16 protein-coding genes and 1 pseudogene are annotated in these 20408 nt (G+C 34.6%); 15 read left to right on the plus strand and 2 right to left on the minus strand.

Features of this window, described 5'->3' with window-relative positions:
- Positions 1-66: 66 nt before the first annotated feature.
- Positions 67-933: a GNAT family N-acetyltransferase gene (locus tag BGI23_RS02885; RefSeq protein WP_070805163.1), complete on the plus strand. Its 867-nt coding sequence runs from the start codon at positions 67-69 to the stop codon at positions 931-933.
- A 129-nt stretch (positions 934-1062) separates the two neighbouring features.
- Here BGI23_RS02885 and opuD read toward each other — a convergent pair whose 3' ends face one another.
- Positions 1063-2613, minus strand: coding sequence for a glycine betaine transporter OpuD (opuD, locus tag BGI23_RS02890; protein ID WP_070805164.1), 1551 nt, complete (start codon positions 2611-2613; stop codon positions 1063-1065).
- 268 nt (positions 2614-2881) lie between these two features.
- Between opuD and colA the strand changes: the two genes are divergently transcribed.
- The 7 genes and pseudogenes from colA to BGI23_RS02920 all read left to right on the plus strand — a co-directional run bounded on the left by colA (position 2882) and on the right by BGI23_RS02920 (position 12830).
- Positions 2882-5779, plus strand: a complete 2898-nt coding sequence (gene colA, locus BGI23_RS02895; RefSeq protein WP_070805165.1) for a collagenase ColA — start codon at positions 2882-2884, stop codon at positions 5777-5779.
- A gap of 246 nt (positions 5780-6025) precedes the next feature.
- Positions 6026-6574 carry an NfeD family protein gene (locus tag BGI23_RS02900; protein WP_000242438.1) on the plus strand — a complete coding sequence of 183 codons (549 nt, stop codon included), beginning with the start codon at positions 6026-6028 and terminating at the stop codon, positions 6572-6574.
- Between the two features lie 12 nt (positions 6575-6586).
- Entirely contained in the window at positions 6587-8161 is a 1575-nt protein-coding gene (locus tag BGI23_RS02905) for a flotillin lipid rafts scaffold protein FloT (RefSeq protein WP_070805166.1), read from the plus strand.
- A gap of 236 nt (positions 8162-8397) precedes the next feature.
- Positions 8398-9435: pseudogene (locus BGI23_RS28895) on the plus strand (HAMP domain-containing protein); the annotation flags it as partial.
- A 78-nt stretch (positions 9436-9513) separates the two neighbouring features.
- On the plus strand, positions 9514-10374 hold the full coding sequence (locus tag BGI23_RS28900; RefSeq protein WP_369805076.1) for a methyl-accepting chemotaxis protein: 861 nt from the start codon (positions 9514-9516) through the stop codon (positions 10372-10374).
- A gap of 153 nt (positions 10375-10527) precedes the next feature.
- Entirely contained in the window at positions 10528-12138 is a 1611-nt protein-coding gene (locus BGI23_RS02915) for an ATP-binding protein (protein WP_083322643.1), read from the plus strand.
- Positions 12138-12830 (plus strand): response regulator, encoded by a 693-nt coding sequence (locus BGI23_RS02920; RefSeq protein WP_070805169.1) that lies wholly within the window; start codon positions 12138-12140, stop codon positions 12828-12830. Before BGI23_RS02915 ends, BGI23_RS02920 begins: the two co-directional genes overlap by 1 nt.
- Before the next feature lie 45 nt (positions 12831-12875).
- Here BGI23_RS02920 and BGI23_RS02925 read toward each other — a convergent pair whose 3' ends face one another.
- Positions 12876-14180, minus strand: a complete 1305-nt coding sequence (locus BGI23_RS02925) for a CitMHS family transporter (protein ID WP_042515741.1) — start codon at positions 14178-14180, stop codon at positions 12876-12878.
- A gap of 252 nt (positions 14181-14432) precedes the next feature.
- Here BGI23_RS02925 and BGI23_RS02930 point away from each other — a divergent pair, with 252 nt between their 5' ends.
- The 7 genes from BGI23_RS02930 (at position 14433) to BGI23_RS02960 (ending at position 20399) form a co-directional block, all read left to right on the plus strand.
- Entirely contained in the window at positions 14433-14687 is a 255-nt protein-coding gene (locus BGI23_RS02930) for a hypothetical protein (RefSeq protein ID WP_070805170.1), read from the plus strand.
- A gap of 131 nt (positions 14688-14818) precedes the next feature.
- Positions 14819-15322 carry a nitrous oxide reductase accessory protein NosL gene (locus BGI23_RS02935; RefSeq protein WP_044791429.1) on the plus strand — a complete coding sequence of 168 codons (504 nt, stop codon included), beginning with the start codon at positions 14819-14821 and terminating at the stop codon, positions 15320-15322.
- A 237-nt stretch (positions 15323-15559) separates the two neighbouring features.
- A complete protein-coding gene (locus tag BGI23_RS02940) occupies positions 15560-16429 on the plus strand; it encodes an ankyrin repeat domain-containing protein (RefSeq protein WP_157441013.1) in 870 nt (289 codons plus the stop codon).
- Positions 16430-16988: 559 nt separating this feature from the next.
- Positions 16989-17555 carry a glycerol-3-phosphate responsive antiterminator gene (locus BGI23_RS02945; protein ID WP_000472009.1) on the plus strand — a complete coding sequence of 189 codons (567 nt, stop codon included), beginning with the start codon at positions 16989-16991 and terminating at the stop codon, positions 17553-17555.
- The gene (locus BGI23_RS02950) at positions 17552-18649 is read left to right on the plus strand and encodes an ABC transporter ATP-binding protein (protein ID WP_000571386.1); all 1098 of its coding nucleotides are present in this window, start codon (positions 17552-17554) and stop codon (positions 18647-18649) included. The genes BGI23_RS02945 and BGI23_RS02950 overlap by 4 nt, the downstream gene beginning before the upstream one ends.
- Complete coding sequence (locus BGI23_RS02955) at positions 18649-19581, plus strand: carbohydrate ABC transporter permease (protein WP_000573563.1); 933 nt, start codon at positions 18649-18651, stop codon at positions 19579-19581. Before BGI23_RS02950 ends, BGI23_RS02955 begins: the two co-directional genes overlap by 1 nt.
- A complete protein-coding gene (locus BGI23_RS02960; RefSeq protein WP_000635931.1) occupies positions 19578-20399 on the plus strand; it encodes a carbohydrate ABC transporter permease in 822 nt (273 codons plus the stop codon). Before BGI23_RS02955 ends, BGI23_RS02960 begins: the two co-directional genes overlap by 4 nt.
- Positions 20400-20408: the final 9 nt, after the last annotated feature.

The following is a 20408-nucleotide window of genomic DNA, read 5'->3' on the forward strand; positions in this document are numbered from 1 at the left end:
ATAATGTCTTTTTTTGAAGGATATAAATGGGGAAAGTGTAAATGTATTAGAGAAGAAGGAGAGGTTATGCATGTTAGTTCTATTTTGAAAATTGAAGAGGTGGCAGCATTTATTGCGAATATGAATAAAGATGCTACTCATCATGTTGGTTATTGTGGAGATGAGAAAGAGGAGTTATTACAGACAATTATTCATGACTTTTCGGATATAGGATGGGAACAATCTTTTGTTGCTACTTATGAGAATAATAATTTAATAGGTGTATTAGGGTTTGATGTGGATGAAGTAAAAAAATGTGCAGAGATTTGGGGACCGTTTATTCTTTCAACGAATTGGGAAGAAGTTGCTTTACATATGTGGAAGGAACTTATCGAAAAGGTGCCTTTTCATATTGAAAAGTTTTATGGTTTTTATCATGTGGAAAATAATAATTGTGCCCGTTTAATGAAGAAGTTACATGCAAAAGAACAAGTTCGACATAGTATTTTCAGTTTAAGTCATAATACTGTGGAAGAGCGCAGTATATGTAATGTAGAAGAAGCTTTACCAAAAGTGTTTGGGCAGTTTGTCGCTTTACACAATTATGTTTTTCCTAATACATATTATGAAGGAAATGAAATTATTGAACGTTTAAGTGATACGAATAAATTATTTGTAAGTATGAAGAAAGAGAAGTTAGAAGGTTACGTATATGTAGAAGTAAACCCGGAGTTTCAAGGAGCGAATATCGAATTTATTGCAACTGCTGAAAATAGTAGAAGAAAAGGTGTAGGAGAGCGTTTATTACAAGCTGCAATTCAGTATATTTTCTCGTTCCAAGGGATGAGAGAGATAGAACTATGTTTGAATACGAATAATGATCGTGCGGTGAAGTTGTACAAGAAAGTAGGTTTTGAAGAGAAGGCATGTTTACAACACTATATAATAGAGTAAAAACCCATTCGTATGAAGATTATAATTCATACGAATGGGTTTTATTTAATTTACTTTGCCACCCTCAGTAATAACAGATTCAGGACTAATTTGAGGACCGAATTCTTCTTTTAGAAGAGGTGCCAATCGTTACATAACCTTTTTTATTTTTTTCGGAACTTCTTTCGTTTGCAAATTAACGTCTTCTTTTCGTAGCTCTTTAAAGAGTGAAGTAATCATAAGGACGACTACGATAGAAAATGGTAGTGCTGCGATGATCGCTGCAATTTGCAGTGCATTTAATCCTCCAGCTTGTAATAAAATAGCTGCAATGATCGCGATTGTTAATCCCCATATAAGTTTTAAACTATTTTTTGGTGATAAGCTTCCGTTACTCGTTTGCATAGAAACGACAAATGTTGCCGAGTCAGCAGAAGTAACGAAAAATGTGGCTACTAAAATTAACCCGATAATTGTTAAAAATGTAGAGAACGGTAGATGTGAAATAACAGCAAATAATCCAATCTCTGTACCATTTTTCGCGATTTCATCAGCTATTCCAAGCGATTGGAACATTTCCATATGGATAGCGGTACCGCCAAATACTGCAAACCAAAATGTACAGATAAGAGTTGGGACTAATACAACTCCAATAATAAATTCTTTTATTGTGCGCCCTTTAGAAATACGAGCGATGAATGTACCGACGAATGGAGACCAAGAGATCCACCATCCCCAATAGAAAATAGTCCAGTTTTCTATCCAAGAAGAAGATTTTTCATTAAATGCTCCTAAATTTAATCCCATACTAGGTAAAGCTCCGATATAAGAACCGAGTGTAGATGTGAAATATTTCATAATGAATACAGTTGGTCCTAAAAGTAAAAAGGAGACGAGTAAAATACCTGCAAGAGAGAAATTTAAGTTACTCAAATATTTAATCCCACGATCTAAGCCAGTTTGTGCGCTTGTTAAATATAAAACAGCGAAGATGGCGATAAGTATGAGCTGTGTAAGTAAAGTGTTATGAATAGAAGGGAATAAATAGCTTAATCCTCCGGCGATTTGTTGAGCACCAATCCCAACAGATGGCACAATACCGAATACAGTAGCTAAAACAGCTAAAATATCGACTGTTTTTCCGATAGGAGAATTTTTCGATCGATTAAATAATGGAGTAACTGTAGCCCCAATTGTGCTACCTTTTTGTTTGCGAAATGTGAAATATGCAATTGTTAAAGCAACCATTGCGTATAGTGACCATGGAAAGAGACCCCAGTGAAAAAATGAATATTGCATAGCGAGCTTGGCACTTTCCTCTGTACCTGCTTTTCCTGTTAGTGGATCTGTAAAGTGTGAAATCGGTTCAGCGATTCCATAAAAGAGGAGTCCAATTCCCATTCCTGCCCCAAATAACATGGATAGCCAAGATGGATAACTATACTTTGGTTTTTCTCCATCTTTACCAAGACGAATAGAACCGTACTTAGAAAATGCTAAATAAGCGGCTAAAATAATCATTGCGGTCATAAGTAGAGAGTAAAACCATCCAAATTTATTGAGGATAAATGAATTTAAGGAAGATGTAACGCTTTGTAAATCATAGCCTTGTATCCAACTTGCCGGGGTAATTCCCCATATAATGAATAATGTTGTTAGCAAGATGGAGATATAAAATACACTGTTCTCTTTTTTTATCATAGAATCCCACCCTTGTTTAATAAAGTTAACAATTATATTAATCATAACAATTAAAGGGTTAATTGTCAAAAAATTCGATTTTTAACATGTGTAAAAGGACTGTTTAATCGCTAAAGATTCATAACTATTGGCGGCTAGATAGTGGGGAGATTGTTCACGATATGTACAAAATGTAAGAAGAAATAATATGAAATATTGCATTTTATATTGTTGTATCTAGATTTTATGTTAAATTCGTGAATGGAATATTTGAATAGGGGGCAAGGATATGAACAAGAAATCAAAAATTAATAAAGTAATGCTTAGTATTAGTACAATGGCTCTATCGCTGGGGGCAATTCAAACTCATGCATCAGCAGAAGAAAAGGTGCCATATAATGTATTGCATTCGAAACCAGTTGGAATTGAAAAACCAGTAGATGAGGTTGGACACGTTTCTAAAGCGGAGGAAACATTATCGTTTCAAGAACGGTTAAAAGTAGGAGACTTTTCACAACGACCAGCATCTATTACGAACAAAGCGACAGTAAAGAAAGTTAAAGAAAGCTATTCAATGGCTGATTTAAACAAGATGAATGATCAAGAATTAGTTGAAACGTTAGGCAGTATTAAGTGGCATCAAATTACAGACTTATTCCAGTTTAATGAAGATGCAAAGTCCTTTTATAAAGATAAAGGGAAAATGCAAGTCGTTATAGATGAATTAGCTCATCGAGGTAGTACATTTACGAAAGATGATTCAAAAGGAATTCAAACGTTTACGGAAGTGTTACGTTCAGCTTTTTATTTGGCATTTTATAATAATGAATTAAGTGAATTAAATGAAAGAAGCTTCCAGGACAAATGTTTACCTGCTTTAAAAGCAATTGCGAATAACCCAAACTTTAAGCTAGGTACAGATGAGCAAGATACAGTCGTATCTGCATACGGAAAATTGATTAGTAACGCTTCAAGTGATGTTGAAACGGTTCAATACGCAGCTAATATTTTAAAACAATATAATGATAATCTTCATACGTATGTAGACGATCGTATGAAAGGACAAGCTGTATACGATATTATGCAAGGGATTGACTATGATATACAGTCTTACTTAATTGAGGCTCGTAAAGAAGCGAATGAAACGATGTGGTATGGAAAAGTAGATGGGTTTATTAATGAAATAAATCGTATCGCTCTTCTAAATGAAGTAACACCAGAAAATAAGTGGCTCGTTAATAATGGAATTTACTTTGCTAGTCGTTTAGGGAAGTTTCATAGCAATCCAAATAAAGGATTAGAAGTTGTGACACAGGCAATGCATATGTATCCACGTTTAAGTGAACCGTATTTTGTCGCAGTAGAACAAATTACAACAAATTATAACGGAAAAGATTATAGCGGGAATACAGTAGATTTAGAGAAAATACGTAAAGAAGGAAAAGAGCAGTACTTACCAAAAACGTATACATTTGATGATGGATCTATCGTATTTAAAACAGGAGATAAAGTATCGGAAGAAAAAATTAAGAGACTATACTGGGCTGCAAAGGAAGTAAAAGCGCAGTATCATCGTGTAATTGGGAATGATAAAGCGTTAGAGCCGGGCAATGCAGATGATATATTAACGATCGTAATTTATAACAGTCCAGAAGAGTACCAATTAAATAGACAACTGTATGGATATGAAACGAACAACGGTGGAATTTATATTGAAGAAACAGGAACATTCTTTACATATGAACGCACGCCAGAACAAAGTATTTATAGTTTAGAAGAATTATTCCGCCATGAGTTTACCCATTATCTTCAAGGGAGATATGAAGTGCCAGGTTTATTCGGAAGAGGAGATATGTATCAAAATGAAAGGTTAACTTGGTTCCAAGAAGGAAATGCAGAGTTTTTCGCAGGGTCTACTCGAACAAATAATGTAGTACCGAGAAAGAGCATCATTAGTGGATTATCATCTGATCCTGCAAGCCGTTATACAGCAGAGCGTACATTATTTGCTAAATACGGTTCTTGGGATTTCTATAATTACTCGTTCGCATTGCAATCTTACTTATATACACATCAATTTGAAACATTTGATAAAATTCAAGATTTAATTCGTGCAAATGACGTGAAAAATTATGATGCCTATCGTGAGAATTTAAGTAAAGACCTTAAACTAAATGAAGAGTATCAAGAGTATATGCAGCAGCTAATCGATAATCAAGATAAATATAATGTACCGGCAGTAGCAGATGATTATTTAGCTGAACATGCACCAAAATCATTAACAGCAGTAGAGAAAGAAATGACTGAAACGTTGCCGATGAAAGATGCAAAAATGACAAAACATAGCTCCCAATTCTTTAATACATTTACATTAGAAGGTACGTATACAGGTAGTGTAACAAAAGGTGAGTCAGAAGATTGGAACGCAATGAGTAAGAAAGTAAATGAAGCTTTGGAACAACTTGCGCAAAAAGAATGGAGTGGCTACAAAACTGTTACAGCATATTTCGTCAATTATCGTGTAAATAGCTCAAATGAATTTGAATATGATGTGGTCTTCCACGGTATCGCAAAAGATGACGGAGAAAATAAAGCTCCAACGGTTAATATAAATGGCCCTTATAATGGACTTGTAAAAGAAGGTATTCAATTTAAAAGCGACGGCTCAAAAGATGAAGATGGAAAAATCGTTTCTTATTTATGGGACTTTGGAGACGGAAGCACAAGTGCAGAAGTAAATCCAGTACATGTATATGAAAGAGAAGGTTCATATAAAGTAGCGTTAATAGTAAAAGATGATAAAGGAAAAGAGAGCAAAAGCGAAACAACGGTTACGGTTAAAGATGGAAGTTTAACAGAATTAGAACCAAATAATCGCCCAGAGGAAGCAAATCGTATTGGACTAAACAATACGATAAAAGGTAGCCTTATCGGCGGAGATCACACTGATGTTTATACATTTAATGTAGCATCAGCGAAAAATATTGATATTTCCGTTTTAAATGAGTATGGAATCGGGATGACATGGGTACTTCACCATGAATCAGATATGCAAAATTATGCTGCCTACGGTCAAGCGAATGGAAATCATATAGAGGCAAACTTTAATGCAAAACCAGGTAAGTATTACTTGTATGTATATAAATATGATAATGGCGATGGAACATACGAATTATCAGTAAAATAAGTGCTTTTCCAATGTATGTTTAACTTTACTTTTTGTGGAAAATAGTATATTATATAGATATATAATATATCGGTTATTTTCTAGGAGGAGCCTGTCACAATAGGCTTCTCCTGTTCTTTTTTAGAGGCCTGTACTGCAGGCTTTTCTTTAAAGATTAAATAACTGAAAATTAAGAACAATAATCTTTGGAAGAGGTGGGGCATACACATAACAAAAAAGGGATTGTTTAAGAGAGGGGGATAAGAAATGGTTTTGTTTGGTTATCCACTTGAGACAATTTATTTATACGGATTTATTATTGCTACTATACTTACTGTGATTTATATCTTTTTTGGAGATATATTTGAATCCATATTTAGTTTTGGAGGCGGATCAGTATCCGTTGTTACTTTATTACTTAGTTTCTTCGCCATGTTATGTGGACTTAGTTATATAGGAGAATATTTATTTTCCTTTAATAGCATTCTTATTTTCGGGGCTGCATGTGCTATATCTTTTATTGGTGTATTTATAATGAAAATATTAATTTTAAAGCCGATTGCAGAAGCAGAACAAAATACTGTGCAACGTATGGATGAATTCATTGGTTGCAAGGGAGAAGTCATTACGACAATTCCTACAGAAGGATTTGGAGAAGTATTAATCTCCTCCCAATTTGGAAGTAATGCAATTCCAGCTAAAACAATTGGGAAAAAAGATATTTCACAAGGAACTGAAGTTATTATCGAGGGAGTCCAAGATGGTGTTTTGCTTGTACAAAACATCGCTTATTCTTTAAAAAAACCAAAATTATAAGGGGGAATTCACATGACAATTCCATTAATTATTGGTGGAGTTTTACTCGCAATTTTAATTCTACTCATTTTAGTATTCATTACGAAGTATCGAACAGTTGGCCCAGATGAAGCATTAATTGTTACAGGGAACTGGCTTGGTGGCGGGAAAAATGTAGTTACCACTGATGATGGAAAGAAGATTAAGATTATTCGCGGTGGCGGTACTTTCGTAGTTCCAATTATGCAAAGAGCAGAGCCTTTAAGCCTATTAAATTACAAATTAGAAGTTGGTACACGTGATACGTATACGAAGCAAGGTGTTCCAGTTACAGTAAATGGTGTTTCTATTATTAAAGTAGGTTCTACCATTGAAGAAGTATCTACAGCAGCTGAACAATATTTAGGAAAAGAAACAGAAGAGTTAAAAGTAGAAGCAAAAGAAGTTTTAGAAGGTCATTTACGTGCGATTTTATCTTCTATGACAGTAGAAGATGCGTATAGTAATAGAGAGCAATTTGCTCAAAAGGTGCATGAAGTAGCTTCTACAGATTTAAAGAAGATGGGTCTTCGCATCGTTTCCTTTACAATTAAAGAAATCATGGATAAGAACGGTTACTTAGATGCACTTGGTCAGCCACAAATTGCGACAGTTAAGCGTGATGCAACTATTGCGAATGCAGAGCGTGAAAAAGAAGCGCGTATTGAGAAAGCTCGTGCTGAGAAAGAAGCGAAAGAAGCTGAATATCAACGTGATGCGCAAATCGCTGAAGCTGAAAAACATAAAGAGTTAAAAGTACAATCTTATAAGAGAGAGCAAGAACAAGCTCGAGCAGACGCGGATCTTTCTTACGAATTACAACAAGCGAAAGCGCAACAAGGTGTTACAGAAGAGCAAATGCGCGTTAAAATCATTGAGCGTGAGAAACAAATTGAATTAGAAGAAAAAGAGATTGCGCGTCGTGAGAAGCAATACGATGCAGAAGTTAAGAAAAAAGCAGATGCAGATCGCTACGCTGTTGAGCAATCAGCGGAAGCAGAAAAAGTAAAACAAATTAAAAAGGCAGATGCGGATCAATATAAGATTGAAGCGGAAGCGAGAGCTCGTGCAGAAGAAGTACGTGTGGAAGGTTTAGCGAAGGCGGAAATCGAAAAAGCGCAAGGTCAAGCAAAAGCGGAAGTACAAAAAGCACAAGGTACAGCGGAAGCAGATGTTATTAGATTAAAAGGTTTAGCAGAAGCTGAAGCGAAACAAAAAATTGCAGAGGCATTTGAGTTATATGGCCAAGCGGCAATTATGGATATGGTTCTTAAAATGCTTCCAAGTTATGCGAAGGAAGTTGCAAGCCCGCTTAGCAACATTGATAAAATTACAGTTGTCGATACAGGCGGCGGTGGTAAAAATAGCGGCGCCGGAAAAGTTGCAGGTTATGCGACTGATTTAATGGCAACGATGCAAGAAACATTAAAAGCTTCTTCTGGCATTGATTTAAAAGAGTTATTAGAAGGATTTGCTGGAAAAGGAGCGGTTCAACAATTATCAAACGATAAACCTATTGTATCTGTAGTAGAAGATGAGAAAAAAGATAAAGATAAAGATAAAGAATAGTATAGTGGGTGGAACCTCTAGTAAGTGAGATACTAGAGGTTCTTCTGTGAATTATTCGAATAATGTACATTTTAATATATTGTTTTAATTATTTAATTTATATAGAATGAAAAGGGTATGTATTAATTCTTTAATAGAAAAAGAGATAAAGAGTTGATATATTTTAATCGTATAATTTATATAAAGAAATTAAATGTAAGGTAATTACATTTAAAACGGTATGGAGGGGTAGAGATATGCTTCAAGGGAAATTAAGGAGAAGTAGTTTAAAAGCAAAGTTACTTGTGTCATTTGTTATTATTTTAGTTCTTCCAAGTATTGTAATTGGTTGGACGTCTTATCAACAAGCGAAGACAAATTTTAATGAAACAATTTTACAATCAGCGGAAGATAACGTAAAGATTTTAAATAATGTTATTAATAAAGAGATAGACAGTAAAAAGGTAGACGCAGTATATTTTACAAAGTTATTTAACGGAGTAAGTTACGGGACTGATCAGCTCCAAAATGTGCAAAATAAATTAGAAGAATATAATAAATTACATCCAGAAATAGAAGCAATTTATACGGGATCTAGTACGGGACAATTTATTCAATCACCGTCTATTCAAATGCCAGATGGATACAATCCTACCGAAAGAGATTGGTATAAAGAAGCAGCGAAAAAAAGCGGAGAAGTGGTTATCACAGCCCCATATAAGTCAAGTACAACAGGGAATATTGTTATTACAATAGCAAAACAAAATGAGGATAAGAGCGGTGTTCTCGGTATTGATTTAATTATTAATGGCATTGTAAATACTTCAAAAATGGTCAATATCGGCAAAAAAGGATATGTAGCAATCTTCGACCAATCTAAACATGTAATAGCACATCCGACGATGAAACCGGGTGACAAAATAGAAGAAAAACTTGAGAAGGAATTGTACAAACAGGAAACAGGTGATTTTAAATTCAAACTCGATGGTGATGATCGCAATATTACCTTTATAACAAATAAGCAGACTGGATGGAAAATAGCAGGAATTATGCCTTCAAAAGAAATTATTGAAGCAGCTAATCCTATTTTCTATAAAACGCTAACTGTTATTGGTATTTCATTAATAATTGGTGGGATTTTAATTTACTTCATAATTGCTTCTATCATTAGTCCGTTAAAACAACTTGTTATATCATCGAAAAAGATTAGTGAAGGCGATTTAACAGAAACAATTACAGTTCATTCTAAAGATGAAATTGGACAGCTAGGAGAAAGTTTTAATGAGATGGCGGCATCATTACATCAGGTCATTTCCAATATAAATACTTCAGCAAGTCACGTGGCGGCATCTTCAGAAGAATTAACAGCTAGTATGAAGCAGACAAGTGAAGCGACGGAACAAATTACACAAGCAATAGAGCAAGTGTCGAGTGGGGCTGAAATACAAACGAAAGAAGTTGAAGAAGGCGCAACATTATTAGAAGAAGTTACAGAAGGAATTCAGCGTGTTGCAGATAGTTCTTCATTAGTATCCACAGCATCTATGTATACGAAGAAAAAGGCTGAAGATGGTGGGAAGTTAGTTGAACAAACTGTGAATCAAATGCAATTAATCCATGAGTCTGTTTCACAATCAGATAAAGTTATTGTTTTGTTAGATGATAAATCAAAACAAATTGGAGCAATTCTTGAGGTGATTCAACACATTGCAGAGCAGACCAATTTATTAGCGTTAAATGCGGCAATTGAGGCTGCAAGAGCTGGAGAGCAAGGAAGAGGATTTGCAATTGTAGCAGATGAAGTACGAAAATTAGCTGAGCAATCAGGACAGTCTTCTACGGAAATTGGAAAACTAGTGAAAGAGATCCAATTTGATATAAAGGAAACGGTAAGTTCTATGAAGCAAGTTGGGACAGAAGTACAATCAGGGCTTGTAGTTGCAAATGAAACGAAGCAAAGCTTTGCTGAAATACTGAAATCTACGGATGATACAGTTGTACAAATTGATAACATGGTAGATGTAGCGAAGCAAATGACAGTAGATGCAAGACAAGTAAGTGCATCCATTAATGAAATTGCAGCTACGATTGAAGAAAATGCAGCAAGCGTTCAAAATATTGCTGGTTCTTCTGAAGAACAATTAGCTTCAGTAGACGAAATAAATGCAGCAGCAGTTCACTTATCACAAATGGCAGAGGAATTACAAGAGATGATTGGTAAGTTTAAAGTGTAATAATAAATGTTAAGAAACGAGGTAATAATTTTACTTCGTTTCTTTTTTTACGAAGAGAAAAAGAAAGAAATATAGAGTAACCGTGTTATGATTTAAGTATAATTAAAAAAGACTGTATATTCTTTAAATTATACTTTTAATCATGTTAGGGGAATGGTTTTGAAATTGAAAAAATTAAAACTACAACCGAGAATTACTTTAACAATTAGTACACTTATTTTAGTTGTACTTCTGTTAACAAGCTATTTATTCTATTACATATTGTCTGAAACGGTAGAAGAGCAAATTGGGAAACGTGCTTTGCATGTTGCGAAAACCGTTGCTGCTATACCTGAAATAAAAGAAGCTTTTCAAAAAGAAAACCCAGCTTCTATCATTCAGCCAATAGCAGAGAAAATTCGAATTGATACAGATGCTGATTTTATTGTAGTTGGAAACAAAGAGGGGATTCGATATGCGCATCCAGAGCGAGATAAAATAGGAGAAGCAATGACTGGTGGAGATAATGAAGGGGTTCTATTAGAAGGGAAATCTTATGTTTCGAGAGCAACTGGATCATTAGGCCCTTCATTACGCGGGAAAGTTCCAATCCGTAATCAGGAAAATGAAATTATAGGTGTAGTGTCTGTTGGATTTTCAATGGATGATATTCATGGAGCAGTAGAAGTATATGGAAAGCGTGTATTTTGGATTACAATAATAGGTCTTTTAATCGGGGTAATTGGTTCTATATATTTAGCGGGAAGTATAAAAAGAATGATGTTTGGGATGGAGCCAGAAGAAATTTCATCTTTATATGAAGAGCATAGTACAGTGATTCAATCTGTACGGGAAGGGATTATTGTTATTGATCAAAATGGAATGATTAGTTTAGTCAATCAAGCAGCTTACGATATTCTTTCGCTAGATGAACAACGAAATATTATTGGAGAATTCATTTTAAATATAATTCCTAATTCAACGATATTAGATATACTTCAAACTGGTGAAGAACAGTTTGATCGTCAATTAAATATAAAAGGGCAGGCTGTTATTGCGAATCGTTTACCGATTAAAGTAAAGAATAGAGTAACGGGTGTTGTATCGAGCTTGCGTTTGAAATCTGAAATGGATCAGTTAACAGCAGAGTTATCTCAGACGAAGCAATATACAGAGGCACTACGAGCGCAAACACATGAATATAACAATTTGTTGTATACGCTTTCAGGTCTTATCCAGCTAGAATTATATGAAGATGCTTTGGAGCTTATTCATAAGGAAACAGCGGTATATCAAGATTTTGTTCAATTTATTATGAAACGAATTCAAAATCCATGGTTAGGTGGGATTTTAATTGGATTCTATAATAGAGCAAGAGAGTTGAAGATTGATTTTATGCTAGATAGAGAAAGTAGCTTAGACAAATTAAGCCCGCATATTGAGAGTAATTATGTCGTTTCTATTTTAGGAAATTTAATTACGAATGCATTTGAAGCGATCGAAAGAAATGAAGAACATGATAAGAAAGTAAGAATGTTTGTAACTGATATCGGAGAAGAAATAGTCATTGAAGTGGAAGATTCAGGGCAAGGAATTCATGATGAAGTCATTACTAGCATATTCTATAAAGGCTTCTCGACGAAAGAAGGCGGGAAGCGAGGATATGGATTAGCAAAAGTGAAAGAGTTAGTAGAAGATTTAAATGGGAGTATTGCAATCGAAAAAGGGGATTTAGGTGGTGCATTGTTTATTATTGCATTACCAAAAGAGAGGGGCGATTTGTAATGGGTGAGGAGATTGAAGTATTGATTGTAGAAGATGATATTCGAATTGCGGATATTCATCGTCGTTTTACTGAAAAGATTGTGGGATTTAAAGTAATTGGAACAGCAACAACTGGCGAACAAGCGAAAGAATGGCTAGATCTTGTGAAGCCACAGCTCGTTTTATTAGACGTGTACTTACCTGATATGCAAGGAACGGAACTTGTTACGTATATTAGGCATCATTTACATGATACAGATATTATTATGATTACAGCTGCATCGGAAACAGATGTAGTGAGGCATGCTTTACGAGGTGGAGTAACAGATTATATCGTAAAGCCACTTATGTTTGATCGATTTAAAGCAAGTTTGGAAAATTACCAAAAAAAGCTTGTACAGTTAAAGAAAAATAATCAGTTATCTATAGAACAAATTGAACATTTATGGTCTCAAAGAGGGGTAAAGGGAAATGAAATAGAATATGCTCCGAAAGGTATAGACCCCTTAACTTTAGCAAAAATAAAAAAGCATATGTTAACAGTGAATGAAGAAGGAATTACAGCAGAAATGTTAAGTGCGATGGTAGGAGTAAGTAGGTCGACAGCGAGGCGTTATTTAGAGTATTTAATATCAGGAAAGAAAGTACATGCGGAACTTACATATGGGAGTGTAGGGAGACCGGAGAGACGGTATTTTCTTGTTTCTTCATAATAAAAAAGAGAGTAGAGGATATATGTCCTCTACTCTCTTTTTGTCTTATATTGGAATAATCCCAATTACTATCCCAGTAATCAACATCACCATTGTCGTTCCAACTGCCCACAATAAAGTAAAACGTTGATGTTCACCAAAATCAACTTTGGCCATTCCGACTAATAAATAAGTGGATGCGACAAGGGGGCTTAATAAGTGAACAGGTTGCCCGAGTAAGGAAGCGCGTCCCATTTCAGCTGCACTAATTCCGTAAGTGGCAGCAGCTTTCGTTAAAATAGGTAGTACACCGAAATAAAATGCATCATTGGACATGAAAAATGTGAATGGCATACTAAGAAGAGCTGTAATAATTGGTAGTTGTGGTCCAAGAGCGTCTGGTATAAGAGTTACTACACTTTTAGCCATTGCATCTACCATTTTTGTTCCTGATAAAATTCCAGTGAAAATTCCAGCGGCAAATACGAGAGAAACAACCGCTAATACATTTCCTGCGTGAGAAGCAATACGCTCTTTCTGTTGCTCTAAGTTCGGATAGTTAATCATAACAGCAATAGCGAAAGCGATTGTAAATAAAACAGGTAACGGCATAACTTCTAGTATGAGACAGACAAGTAAGGTAGCAGTTAATAAAAAGTTAATCCATAGAAGTTTAGGGCGCTTATGAACAGCAGCTTCTACTGTTGCAGCTTGCTCATCTGTTGTTTGCATTTGTTTTAAATATTGTATATCCATAATTCCTAAACGCTTTCTTTCTTTTTTTCCAAGATAGTAAGCAACGAAAACTACCCAAAGTGCACCAGCAATCATTCCTGGTATAAGTGGTGTAAAGAGCTCTGATGCGTCTAGTCCAAGTGCACTCATAACACGAGCTGTCGGTCCACCCCACGGTGTAAGATTTGTCACCCCTGCACCTAACATAACAACCCCAGCTAATATAAGTGGATTCATTCCAAGGCGTTTATATAGTGGGTACATTGCGGAAACAGTAATCATATACGTTGTCGTTCCATCCCCATCTAATGAAACGATAATTGTAAGAATCGCTGTACCAACAACAATTTTTAAAGGATCTCCTTTTACAAATTTTAAAATCCTACTAATGACAGGATCAAATAAACCGCTATCAATCATAATTCCAAAATATAAAATAGCAAACATAAGCATAATACCAGTAGGTGCTAGTTTTTGAATTCCCTCTAACATCATAGGTCCCATGTTTGCATAAAAGCCTCCAATTAATGCGAACGTAATTGGAATTAATATTAATGCTACTAGTGCTGACATACGTTTTGTCATAATTAAAAACATAAAGACAAATACCATCGCAAATCCAAGTAGTGCTAACATGTAATCTCCCCCTCAAAAATGATTGCGCTTTCAAAATAAAATAAAAATTCAGAAAAAGGTTTTTTGTTTATCATAAAAGCATCTATTTGAATGGTAAATAATTTGAAAAATAACATCATTAGAAGCATAATTTTTATTTTGGTCATTTTGTTCACAGGAGTTAATTTGAATTTTTAAAAAGTAAGCTGCTCTCCATAAGAATGGTAGAATAAGATGACAATATTGAAGTGTGAAATAGGGAGTAGATTTTATATGAAAACAAGAATGGAAGAGATTTGTAGTTCTTATGAAGGAAAAGTAGAAGAGATTTTTGTTAATGAATCTTCTTACGTATATGAGTGGGAAAAATTAATGATGATCCGAAAAAATAACGGTGAACTTGAAAAGGTTGCAGTCGGCATTAGTGGAAATATAAGATTAGTAAATGTAGTTGTTGGGCAGCAAATTTATACAGGTACATTATTAGTTAGGTTGGAAGATGATTTATTAATTACAGGTTGTGAATGATGAGAGGTGTGTAGAAATGGCTACACATCTTTTTTGGCCTTTATATTACAAAAAGTACATTATTTTTTCACAAATCTCACACAACTTTTTGATATGCTCCTTGTGGAAGATACGGTTAGGGAGGAAGTAAAATGAGAACAAAGTATGTGACACTTGCTATATGCTTATTCTTTGTCTTTACAATAGTAGGATGTGGTAAGAAACAAGCAGAGGCAGTAGCAATTGATGAGAAACATGATAAGTGTGATATTTGCCAAATTGGGGTAATGGATAATCAATTTGCAACGGAAATTATTTTAGAAAATGGAAAAGCGTTAAAGTTTGATGATATTGGTTGTATGTATAAATGGATGGAGATTAATCCGGGCGAAAAGACAAAAGAAAAATTTGTTCGAGATTATGATTCGAAAGATTGGGTTTCGTTAGAAGACGCTACTTATGTATATGATAAAACAATTACAACACCAATGGCTTATAATGTCATTTCATTTAAAAACAAAAAAGATGCAGAGAGCTTTGTATCTAACTATAAGGGGAAAGTTCTCTCGTATAAAGAGCTAGCAGAGCATAAATGGGAAATGAATAAAGAAATGATGGGGAACCCGAAAAAGGGAAATCACGGTGGGCATCATTAATACTAGAAAAAGACAACTGCATAGTTGTCTTTTTCTAGTATTATTCAGGTGCAAATATAGAAAAGGTGTAAAATTTTTAGAAGAACGGTTACAATGGAATATAGTAACCTAAAGCAATCATTTATGTACTTTTTAGAAATGTATACAAATGCGGTAAAATCGTGCTAAACTAATTGCTTCGCTAATATAAGTTTAGATAATCCGATTAAAGAAGGAATATAAAGGGCTTATGGATAAATGTACTCAAGAAGAGTTATTGTATGTGATGGAGGAATGGTTAAGAAAACATTATCTTTCATAGGAGCTGTAGTTGTGAGAAAACAAAAAATTTTATTATGTATGTTATTAGGACTTTTAATGACGGTAGTGGCTTGCGATAAGCAAGAGGAGCCAGAATCGAAACCGGTTCATGTGAAAAACGAAAAGAAAAAAGAACAGCATAAAGAACAGGAAGAATCTAAAGAAGAAAAAAGTATAAATTTAATGGACAAACAGTTACTACTTTCTGCGACCCTTGGAGACACAGAAACAGCTATGAAGCTGATTCAAGATGGGGCTAATATAAACGTAGAAGGTGACAACGGAGAAACACCTATCCTTGCAGCAACGTATCAAAATCATGTAGAGACAGTGAAAGCATTAATTGGTGCAGGTGCTAATATTGAAAGTAAAGATGAGAAACAAAGTAATCCATTTCTTTATGCAAGTAGAGAAGGATATACAGACATTGTAAAGCTACTAATTAATGCAGGAGTTAATACGAAAGAAACGACTAAATCAGGTGGAACAGCACTTATTTCTGCATCTGAGCGTGGCCATGTAGAGGTCGTAAAAGAATTGTTAGAGCATACAGATATTGATGTGAATTATAAAAATGCTCGTGGTGGAACAGCTTTAGTAGAAGCAATCGTATTAGGAAATGGTAGTGAAAATCACAAGAAAGTTATTCAAATGCTTATTGACCACGGGGCAGATGTAAATATGGCCAATAAGGAAAATATTACGCCACTGCAATATGCTGAAAAAAGAGGTTTTAAAGATATTGCAAATATGTTGAGGGCAGCTGGAGCGAATGAAGTAGTACAGCCACAACAAACAGTAGAATAAAAAACGAAAAATAATCCCATTTAGATAGACAGAATGAAGAAATCAGTTAGCATGATGGATTCAGTAATGTGTATGTAAATGGGATTTTTGTTTTGGGAAAAATCATTTGAAGAGAGGGATAGATAAGGAGTTTTAAGGTAATAGTGCAGGTATTGTTGCATTATGGACAATATTAATAAGAAAAGAAACATACTTCTGAAAATAACTTTAATTCAAAAAGTGATAAGAAAATTAAACAACCTTAATTATAGAATATGAAAGGTAGTTGGGAGTTTGTTTGTACTATTCCTATGTAATGATTAGTGTAAAAAGGAATAGGTGAATATTAACATTCGATTAACAGCTAATTAACAATCTATCAAAACTGACTTAATAAATACGTAATATAGTAAAGGTAACAAAATAACTAGGGTAGAGAACATTTGAGAACACCCGCTTACATATAACTTGCCACTTTCTTAGGTGTGCTCTATTCCCTAGAGTTCAAATAAGGAGAAAGGTGTTCTATGTAAGTAGGTGTTTTTAGTTTGGATAAAAACAGAAAAGCTAGGTGGAATAAATGTTTAAAGAACCTTATATTGCGATGATAAAAGATTGGAAAGGATACAACACATACAAAAAATTGCCGAAAACAGTTTTTCTTATGACGGGTTCAATGCTGGAGTTACCAGAGCGTGTATATGAATTACAGAAACATGGACATGATGTCTTTCTTCATTGTGATTTTATACAAGGTTTAAATACGAATACAGAGGAAGCACTTTTGTATATTCAAGACGTTATCGGAGCACAAGGTATTATTTCAACAAAAGGATCGACAATTCGAAATGCCAATAAAATTGGATTAAAAACGATCCAACGTATTTTTATTGTCGATACTTTATCTCTTACAAAATCAATTGAAAATTGTAAAACGACTAAACCGAATGCAGTAGAGATTATGCCTGGTATTATGCCTTCCATTATTAAGCAGTTAGCAGAGGAAATAGAATTTCCTATCATTGCAGGCGGACTGATTCAAACACGAGAAGATGCGGAAATTGCTATTCGTGCAGGCGCAAGTGCAATTTCAACGAGTCATTATGAAGTATGGATACAAGAAGAAAAAAGGAGTGCAACTTTGTGATTGAATTGAAAAATGTTTCAAAGGTATATAAAAATGCAGAAGAGACAGCGGTTAAGGGTGTATCGGTTCATATTAAAAAGGGTGAGTTTTTTGTTTTAGTTGGGCCTTCAGGATGTGGGAAAAGCACATTATTACGAATGATCGCTGGCCTAGAAGAAATTTCTTCGGGGGATTTAATTATTAATGAACGTGTTGCAAATGATTTAGAGCCGAAAGATCGTAATCTATCAATGGTATTTCAAAATTATGCACTATACCCACACTTATCTGTAGAAGAAAATATTTTATTTGGACTTAAGGTAAGGAAAGTACAAAAAGAAGAGCGGCAAAAGAGATTAATGGAAGCTATTGAAATGGTAGGGCTGAAAGAGTATGTGAAAATGAAACCAGGTCAATTATCAGGTGGACAAAGACAGCGTGTTGCGCTTGCTAGAGCGATTGTGAGCCAAGCACCGATTTGTTTAATGGATGAACCACTTTCGAATTTAGACGCGAAATTACGTGCGCAAATGAGAATTGAAATTAGAGAAATTCAGCAGCGTTTAGGAATTACAATGATTTACGTTACTCATGATCAAATAGAGGCGATGACTATGGGAGATCGCATCATGGTTTTAAATAAAGGAAGCATACAGCAAGTTGGAACACCACTTGACATCTATAACGAACCAGCAAATGAATTTGTTGCAAGTTTTATAGGGTCTCCTTCGATGAATATAAATGATGGAGAAGTAAACAAAGAAAAAGGTGTATTACATATAGGGCAATTGCAAATTCCGTTATCTATTGGACAGTTAAAGCAATTACCAGAAGGAATAATTCGCATAGGCATGCGTCCTGAGCATATTGCCCTGTCTGAGGAAGGACAAGAAGTTACGCTACAATCTGTAGAAGTATTAGGCAACGAATCTATATTAAACTTCGCAATAAATGGAACAACTTGGAGTGCAAAAGTCATTGGACAGCTAATCCTGAACAAAGGTGACAAAGTAAAATTATTATTCTCACAAGATAAGTTATGCTTCTTTCATCAAAATACGAATGAACGATTAAAAGTGGTAGCTGAAGAAGAGTTGAAAGTGGTGGCGAAATAATGATTGAAGTAGGCAAGTTACCAGCCCAAGCAAAGGTGGCAAAAAAGAAGAATTTATGGAGTAGAACGAAAGATTTAAGAATAGGATTATTATTTTTAGCGCCATCTATTTTATTGTTCTCGATTTTTCTTTTTTATCCATTATTTAGGACGATTTACTATAGCTTTTATTTAACAGATATACACGGAGAAGCGAATCTTTTCGTTGGCTTAGAAAATTATCAATACTTATTTTCTGATCCTGCTTTCTACAAAAGCATAAAGTCAACTTTATTATTTGTTGTATATACAGTGCCTACGAGTATTATACTCGCTTTATTTCTTGCATTGATTGCAAACGGAAAGGTAAGAGGTATTGGGTTATTTCGAGTTCTGTTTTCTTCGACAATGGGAATATCAGTAGCTGCTAGTGCAGTGATTTGGTTATTTTTATTTCATCCAAGTGTCGGGTTATTCAATAATATATTAGCTTCTATGAATCTTCCTGCAATTGCATGGTTAACGAGTCCGGACTGGGCACTATTCTCTGTATCAGTTACAACGGTTTGGGTGAATACAGGATTTGCATTTTTAGTTATATTAGGTGGTTTACAAAATATTGATACGTCTTTATATGAGAGTGCATCTATAGATGGTGCTAGCTATTTATATAAGCTTCGTCGTGTTACATTACCGATGCTATCACCAACTTTATTCTTTATCGTGACAGTAACGTTAATTAGTGCGTTCCAAAGCTTTGGACAGATTGATATTTTAACGCACGGTGGACCGAATGATGCAACAAATTTAATTGTATATTCGATTTATAAAGAGGCATTTGTGAATCATCAATTTGGGACAGCAAGTGCACAAGCGATGGTACTATTTGTTTTCATTTTCATTGCTACATTACTTCAATTTAAGTTTGCTGAGAGAAAGGTGCATTATAAATGATCGTTAAACAGTGGAAACAAAATTTCCTGCTATACATGCTGCTCATAATTAGTGCAGTAATGGTATTTTTTCCTGTGCTGTATGCGTTTTTAATAAGCTTTATGACACCAGACGATATTCAAATGAGAAGGATATTTCCAACTCAATTTACTTTTGATAATTTCATTAATATTTTTCAGAAAGTACCACTTTTTACATATTTATATAACAGCTTAGTTGTATCGACAGTTGTTATGATTGGACAACTTATCGTGTCAAGCTTAGCGGCGTATGCTTTTGTCTTTCTTCAGTTTAAGGGAAGAAATCTTATTTTTTTCCTGTTTATTTCAACGATGCTTATTCCGTGGGAAGCGACGATGGTACCTAACTTTTTAACGATTCAAAACTTTGGCTGGATCAATAGTTTCGCTGGGATGACAGTGCCGTTTTTTGCAACAGCTTTCGGTATTTTCTTGTTACGCCAACATTTTATGACACTTCCGAATGAACTGAAAGAAGCTGCTTTTATTGAAGGGATTGGAAATGTAAGATTTTTGTTCAGCGTTGTAATTCCGTATTGTAAAACGAGTTTTATTACGCTTGGCGTATATAGTTTTTTAACAACATGGAATATGTACTTATGGCCACTTTTAGTGACCACTGATGAAAAGGTAAGAACAGTTCAAATTGGTGTGAAGCAGCTTCAATCTCAAGAAGTTGCAACTGATTGGGGAAGCGTAATGGCTGGCGTTACGGTTATCGTTATACCAACATTGATTCTATTATTTTTAGGACAAAAGCAATTACAACAAGGATTAACAAAAGGTGCAATTAAATAATTAAGAGAA

Source organism: Bacillus sp. ABP14 (genome assembly GCF_001831375.1).
Lineage (GTDB): Bacteria > Bacillota > Bacilli > Bacillales > Bacillaceae_G > Bacillus_A > Bacillus_A paranthracis.

Excerpts from the sequence above, each read along its gene's own strand:
- BGI23_RS02955 (WP_000573563.1), top strand. The coding sequence starts at position 18,649 with ATGATTGAAGTAGGCAAGTTACCAGCCCAAGCAAAGGTGGCAAAAAAG.
- BGI23_RS28900 (WP_369805076.1), top strand. The coding sequence starts at position 9,514 with ATGAAGCAGACAAGTGAAGCGACGGAACAAATTACACAAGCAATAGAG.
- BGI23_RS02940 (WP_157441013.1), top strand. The coding sequence starts at position 15,560 with ATGTACTCAAGAAGAGTTATTGTATGTGATGGAGGAATGGTTAAGAAA.
- BGI23_RS02900 (WP_000242438.1), top strand. The coding sequence starts at position 6,026 with ATGGTTTTGTTTGGTTATCCACTTGAGACAATTTATTTATACGGATTT.
- BGI23_RS02960 (WP_000635931.1), top strand. The coding sequence starts at position 19,578 with ATGATCGTTAAACAGTGGAAACAAAATTTCCTGCTATACATGCTGCTC.
- BGI23_RS02925 (WP_042515741.1), bottom strand. The coding sequence starts at position 14,180 with ATGTTAGCACTACTTGGATTTGCGATGGTATTTGTCTTTATGTTTTTA.
- opuD (WP_070805164.1), bottom strand. The coding sequence starts at position 2,613 with ATGATAAAAAAAGAGAACAGTGTATTTTATATCTCCATCTTGCTAACA.
- BGI23_RS02930 (WP_070805170.1), top strand. The coding sequence starts at position 14,433 with ATGAAAACAAGAATGGAAGAGATTTGTAGTTCTTATGAAGGAAAAGTA.
- BGI23_RS02885 (WP_070805163.1), top strand. The coding sequence starts at position 67 with ATGCATGTTAGTTCTATTTTGAAAATTGAAGAGGTGGCAGCATTTATT.
- BGI23_RS02915 (WP_083322643.1), top strand. The coding sequence starts at position 10,528 with ATGGTTTTGAAATTGAAAAAATTAAAACTACAACCGAGAATTACTTTA.
- BGI23_RS02920 (WP_070805169.1), top strand. The coding sequence starts at position 12,138 with ATGGGTGAGGAGATTGAAGTATTGATTGTAGAAGATGATATTCGAATT.
- colA (WP_070805165.1), top strand. The coding sequence starts at position 2,882 with ATGAACAAGAAATCAAAAATTAATAAAGTAATGCTTAGTATTAGTACA.
- BGI23_RS02905 (WP_070805166.1), top strand. The coding sequence starts at position 6,587 with ATGACAATTCCATTAATTATTGGTGGAGTTTTACTCGCAATTTTAATT.
- BGI23_RS02935 (WP_044791429.1), top strand. The coding sequence starts at position 14,819 with ATGAGAACAAAGTATGTGACACTTGCTATATGCTTATTCTTTGTCTTT.
- BGI23_RS02945 (WP_000472009.1), top strand. The coding sequence starts at position 16,989 with ATGTTTAAAGAACCTTATATTGCGATGATAAAAGATTGGAAAGGATAC.